4 protein-coding genes are annotated in these 6,157 nt (G+C 43.1%); all 4 read left to right on the forward strand.

The window, feature by feature from the left end; genetic code table 11:
* Nucleotides 1-50 precede the first annotated feature (50 nt).
* Complete coding sequence (locus F1593_RS17515) at nt 51-2,291, forward strand: helix-turn-helix domain-containing protein (RefSeq protein WP_172632209.1); 2,241 nt, start codon at nt 51-53, stop codon at nt 2,289-2,291.
* A 318-nt stretch (nt 2,292-2,609) separates the two neighbouring features.
* Nucleotides 2,610-3,926 (forward strand): condensation domain-containing protein, encoded by a 1,317-nt coding sequence (locus F1593_RS17520; RefSeq protein ID WP_149402860.1) that lies wholly within the window; start codon nt 2,610-2,612, stop codon nt 3,924-3,926.
* 363 nt (nt 3,927-4,289) lie between these two features.
* Nucleotides 4,290-5,348 (forward strand): MupA/Atu3671 family FMN-dependent luciferase-like monooxygenase, encoded by a 1,059-nt coding sequence (locus tag F1593_RS17525; protein WP_149402861.1) that lies wholly within the window; start codon nt 4,290-4,292, stop codon nt 5,346-5,348.
* Between the two features lie 69 nt (nt 5,349-5,417).
* Nucleotides 5,418-6,131, forward strand: coding sequence for an aspartate/glutamate racemase family protein (locus F1593_RS17530; RefSeq protein ID WP_149402862.1), 714 nt, complete (start codon nt 5,418-5,420; stop codon nt 6,129-6,131).
* Nucleotides 6,132-6,157: the final 26 nt, after the last annotated feature.

Genomic DNA, 6,157 nt, shown 5'->3' on the forward strand with positions numbered 1-6,157 from the left:
CAAGGATTTCTTTACTATAATCAAGGAGCATGGAAGGATTTTTTTTAAGGATGGTAAAGCCCAATCATTACTTGCGTCATGCTCGCGATCTACATGGATGGTCACAAAGCTATGTTACTGAGCAAATCAACGCACCTGCATCATCGTATGTAAGCCGTTGGGAGCGGGGAATTGCTACACCAAGTCCTTTTTACCGTGAGAAACTCTGCCTGCTCTTTAATAAGAATGCCTATGAATTAGGCTTACTTCCACAGAATGCTATTGAGGACGAAACTGCACCTATTCCTGCTGATGAGGACACCATTAATAGCTGCTGTTTATCTGAGATCATGTCAATGCCATATCGACGTAATTTGTTTTTCATGGGCAGAGAAGACGCCCTGGCTCGTTTATGTGAGTGCCTTGATCGAACAAAGCGCCAGAATACCCCCTATCTCTTTGCCATCTGTGGATTAGCAGGCGTAGGAAAGACGCAATTGGCAGTTGAATATGCTTATCGTTATGCGCAGAAGTATCAAGCAGTATTATGGGCCAACACCTCCTCATTTCAAGTTTTAATGGCTGATTTTGCCAGTATGGCCCATACATTACATCTGTTTGATAAAGATATTGATGCAGGCGAACAAAACCAGGGTAATATGGTTGATGCCGTGAAAATGTGGCTTGAACAGAACACAGAATGGTTGCTTATTCTTGATAATGTTGAAGATCTCGAACTACTACGAGAGTTCTTGCCACAAGTAGGCAATGGTAATATTTTGTTCACTACGCGTACCCTGGCTACCGGGACCCTGGCGGATAGCTTCGAATTAGAGCGCATGCAGATAGATGAAGCCGCCCTATTCCTGTTACATCGAGCGAAAATTTTATCGATTGAAGAAAATTTTGATTCAGCAGCGCTTGTGGAGCAGCAGGCGGCCTTGAAGGTAGCACAGTTAATGGATGGATTGCCGCTCGCGCTTGATCAGGCGGGCGCCTATATTGAAGAGACACTATGTGGCGTGCTTGGATTTCTGGATCTTTATCGAAAATCGCATGTCCAATTTCTAAGGCGCAGAGGTAAATGTGCGATTGATCATCCTGAATCCGTGGCGACCACCCTCTTACTGTGTTTTGAAAAAATCCAGCAATCCAATTCAGCTGCCGCTGATTTATTATATTTTTGCGCCTTTGTCTATGCTGACTCTATTCCAGAAACGCTTTTAAGTGGATGTGCCTCAGACACATTTCAATTAAACGAAATTATCAGTGATGTGTTGACTTATTCATTGTTAAGTCGCAATCCACTCAATAAAACATTTAAAATGCACCGCCTGGTCCAGAGTTTATTGCGAGACATGCTTACTAATAAGCAGAAGCAGTATTGGGCACAGAAAGTCATTTATCATGTCAGCCAGGTTTTTCCCGACCACTCTTTTATGTATTGGTCGATGTGTCAAGAATATCTTCCCTATGTGCATGTGTGTTCTATATTAGCTGAACAATACCAGATCCAGAATACAGAGATCGTGCGCGTCCTTTATCAGGCAGGTTTTTATTTGTTAGAGCAGGCTCAATATCAAGTGGCTGAAGAATACTTACAGCAAGCTCTATGCATTGCGCAACGAATATACCCGGAGGACGAGATATATATCTCTGATTGCTTCTATCGTCTATCTATCCTCTTTCAATATACAGATAGAGATGAACAAGCCATAGATTACCTGCGAAAAGCTCTTCTTATTCGTGAGCATCTCTTCGATGTTGAGCACCCCGCTACTGCCGAATGCTTAAGCGAGATCGGCTTCCTCTTTTTCCGACAAAAAAACTACGAACAAGCACAAGAATTTTGTCAACAAGCCTTATCAATCTGGGAGAAAACGCCGTTGCCTGCTGATTCTATGGTAGCTGCAGGACTGAATACACTTGCCAAGATTTATCGCGTCCAACAAAGATATTCGCAGGCGGAGTCTTTCTTAAAACGAACGTTGCAATTATGGGAGAGGAGCTTAGGTGAGAAGCATCCCTCTGTTGCACTGGCACTTACTGATCTTGCACATGTCTATCAAGACCAGAAACTGTATAAACAAGCTGAGCCTCTCCTTTTAAGAGCCCTCTCTATTTGCGAACAAGCATTTTGTATCAGGCATCCACGTGTTGCTGCTAGCCTGAGTGACCTTGCAGCTCTCTATCAGCTCTGGGGAATGCCCGGTAATGCTGAACGATTCTATAAGCAAGTAATGGAGCTTGAGCATTTATCATCCACCAGTGAGATTGATACTCATGCAGAGTTAATTTATACCTCAGTTTAAGCAAAAAAAGCCACTACAACAAGTATCTTTTCCTTATGATCATTCTCGAAAGGATCAAATAAGAAGCAGAGAACACAGGTACATGTGATCATGCAGAGCAATAGTTCATCCTGCTAGAAAAGAATAGAGTAGAAAAAAATTTTTTTGCTCGTACTTGTATTGTGAATGATATGGAATCGTCATTTATATACTACCAATATACGTTTATAATGAATAGAGTAAAGCACTTAATTTAGTAGAGGGCACATACATTCAGATCGAATGTTGTTTATTGCATCTAATAAATCAAAACACAGCTATAGAGAAAGATACTGACTTATGACGGATATTGTAAGCCTGGGGGAACCATTTTCTAGTAGAAATACTATTGCATTGACTGAAGCGCAACAACACCGCTGGATAGAGAGTCAAATGGGGAAACCTACTTCCAAAACGGTAGCTTTAGAATTGCAAGGACCTCTTTCTATTGATATATTGCACCGCTCGTTACAGCAGGTCGTTGATCGGCATGAAGCATTAAGAACCACGATTGACAGGGATGGTACAGCGCAGCATATCTCTTCGGCGTTAGCAATTGATTTCCCGCTCATATCTTTTTCTCATTTTACTGCTGATGAACGGGATGAGAAGATCAAACAATGGCTCAAAGATGAGAATGCTCGCCCTTTTAATCTGATACAAGGGCCTCTTTTCCGCTTTTCCCTTTTCCGCTGGAGCGAGCAATGGCATCTGCTGGTAGTTACCGTCCATCGTATAGTAGTTGATAGCTGGTCTATAAATATCTTTTTCCAGGACCTTGGAGCATTATATACAGATGCATCTAAAGGTATTGCCTGTAAATTGGAACAGCCGATGCAATTCAGAGAATTCATTCAGTTACAAGCGCAAATGGATCAGAGTATTGAAATGTCCAGGCATGAGCAGCACTGGTTGCAAGCGTGTACTCATCCGCTGCCCATTTTAGAACTGCCAATTGATCACTCGCGGCTGCTGATCAAAACATACCATCGGGCGCAGCAGAGTTTGATCATCACGACCAGCCTTTATCGAAAAATCAAACACTTGAGTCGCGCTTACAACTCTACTCTCTTCATGACGTTGCTGACTGGCTATGCAGCCTTGCTCCATCGCCTTAGTCAGCAAGATGATATTTTTATCGGTTTCCCGACCTCTGGCCGTTCCATCTGTGGTAGTGAGAGTATGATTGGATATTGTTCTCATCTCATTCCATGCCGTAGCCAGTTAGCTGAGAAACCAACCTGGATTGATTACCTCAAATACATGAAGCAAAATTTGCTCAGCGCATATGAGCACCAGGATTATCCTTATGCGCGTTTGCTCAACAAACTCAACTTGCCATATGATCCAGCCCGTCCACCTCTTGTTGCCGTGACTTTTGATTTAGAAGTACCAATTACGACTCCACTCATGAACAACTTAGAAGTTAAATTTCTACAACCATTAATACTGTATTCCGGGGTCGATATTCATCTTAATATTATAGAGATCAACAAATCATTATTGGCTACAGCCGATTATAATTTGGATTTATTTGATTCTGCGACAATGCAGCAATTTCTGGCACACTATCAGAATATTTTAACCGCGATGTGTGATGCCGCGCTGCAGAGATAATACCTGGCCCTGGCCCTGGCCATAGTTTGGCCTTGATAAAAAAGGGAATGGCACCCACTTGCAACTGAACTGGTCCGCCTGTGTGAGGGTATATTATTTCTTTTCCTGAGTTAACGTTCATCCTTCTTCTCTCTTTGTGGCATTCCTCCGCATATCCGAGGCAGGATCACGCTCGTTGCTGGTGAGAATGAAGACAGAAATGGAGCGCTATTCTCATTAGAGAAGAGTGTATTGCCTCTTTTCTTCTTACCCATTTTGTATGGCAAAAATCCCCTGGGGAAGGGATTCACCCTGGGAGAAGGAAAATATTATACTTCTCTTAATAGGAGATTTTCCTGTCTGAGGAAGAAGGGAATTGGCGATATGAAATTTGGCATCATGTTTTTTTCTAGCCAACCGTATGGCGATACTTCGAATAAGTATCATTTAGTAATTGAAGCAGCAAAATTTGCAGATACTCATGATTTCTGTTGCATCTGGACACCCGAACGCCACTTTGACGCTTTCGGTGGCATCTTTCCCAATCCATCTGTGATAAGTTCTGCCCTTGCGATGATTACCCAGAAGATACAAATGAGAGCTGGTAGCCTTGTATCTCCTCTTCATGATGTTGTGCGTATTGCTGAAGAGTGGTCGGTCGCTGACAACCTCTCTAATGGCAGGGTCGCGATTTCCTTTGGATCAGGTTGGAATGTAAATGATTTTATATTCTATCCGGATCACTATGATAATCGCCGTGCTGTGATGTTCCAGCAAATTGATACTTTACAAGATCTCTGGGAAGGGAAGAGCTTTCTACGTAAGAATACCTTTGGTAAAGAGATAGAACTTTCTATCTATCCAAGGCCGATACAGAAGCATTTACCTATCTGGGTTACTTCATCAGGTAATACTGCAACATTTACTCAGGCTGGTAGCATTGGCGCGAACCTGCTGACACATATGATCGGCCAGGATATAAAGACTCTGGCGAAGAATATTCGATTTTATCGGGCGTCGTTGAGGGAGAATGGATTTGAGGCAGAAAAAGGAATTGTGTCTTTAATGATCCATACTTTTGTTGGCGATGACCCACAAGCGGTGAAAGACAAGGTGAAAGCTCCTTTTAAAGAATATTTACGATCTGCAGTTCTTTTAGAGAATAGAGCGGCGGCTGGTGGTGGAGCTATTAGTGGAGGACATCAGGTTCCTTATGAGGAAATGTCGGATGTGATGATGGAGGAGCTTTTAGAGATTACTTTTCAAAAGTATTATACGAGTGCTGCTTTGCTGGGTACGGTAGAGACATGTCAGCCTCTGGTACAGCAATTGCAAGCGATTGGCGTTGATGAGGTTGCCTGTTTAATTGATTTTGGCCTTCCAGATGAGGATGTATTAAAGCATCTGACGTATCTCAATGAGCTACGCTTGCGCTATGTATAACAGATGAAGCCTCTACAAATCCTTGAGCGATAGCATCGAAAAGAGCATCCAATCTGAGGTAGATTACGTATGAATAGTCAACATTATCCACGCGATCTGATTGGCATTGTTGGTGGCATGGGCCCTCTGGCATCGAGCGCATTTCTCTCGACGCTGTATGATGGCACGCAGTGGGATGTGGAGCAAGATGCAGGACGATATATTCTTTATTCTGATCCGTCTATTCCTGATCGTAGCGAGGCATTCCTGGGTCATCGTGACGAGATTGTCCTGGCGCCGTTTGTTGAGATATTACACGCACTTAAATGTTTACATGTCACGAAAATTGTGGTGTGCTGCATCACGCTTCACTATTTGTTTCCATGCCTATCAACGGATCTGCGGGAGCTCGTCATCTCACTGATTGATGTTATTTTTGCTGCTCTGGAGGAGACGCGCGAGCACCATCTGTTACTCTGTACCAATGCAACGCTTCAATTGCGTATATTCCAGAATCATCAACTATGGGAGCGTTACTCAGACTATATCCTTCTGCCACGTGAGAGCGATCAGCAAACGATTCATGCCTTGATTTATCATCTGAAGTCGGGCGGCGATATACGTATCGCCACTGAAGCGATACAGGAATTATTGGATAAATATCATACTGGCTCTTTTATTGCTGGCTGTACCGAATTTCATCTCCTTTCTCAATGTTCAGCCACGATTACTGATCAACGGCCAGCATATCGCTGTATCGATCCTCTTACTATCATTGCGAATGGATTGGCAAAAGCACACTAATGGATGCAGCGCCTGTTTCGCTATGG

The organism is Dictyobacter arantiisoli (genome assembly GCF_008326305.1).
GTDB lineage: Bacteria > Chloroflexota > Ktedonobacteria > Ktedonobacterales > Ktedonobacteraceae > Dictyobacter > Dictyobacter arantiisoli.

Excerpts from the sequence above, each read along its gene's own strand:
- F1593_RS17515 (WP_172632209.1), top strand. The coding sequence starts at position 51 with ATGGTAAAGCCCAATCATTACTTGCGTCATGCTCGCGATCTACATGGA.
- F1593_RS17530 (WP_149402862.1), top strand. The coding sequence starts at position 5,418 with ATGAATAGTCAACATTATCCACGCGATCTGATTGGCATTGTTGGTGGC.
- F1593_RS17525 (WP_149402861.1), top strand. The coding sequence starts at position 4,290 with ATGAAATTTGGCATCATGTTTTTTTCTAGCCAACCGTATGGCGATACT.
- F1593_RS17520 (WP_149402860.1), top strand. The coding sequence starts at position 2,610 with ATGACGGATATTGTAAGCCTGGGGGAACCATTTTCTAGTAGAAATACT.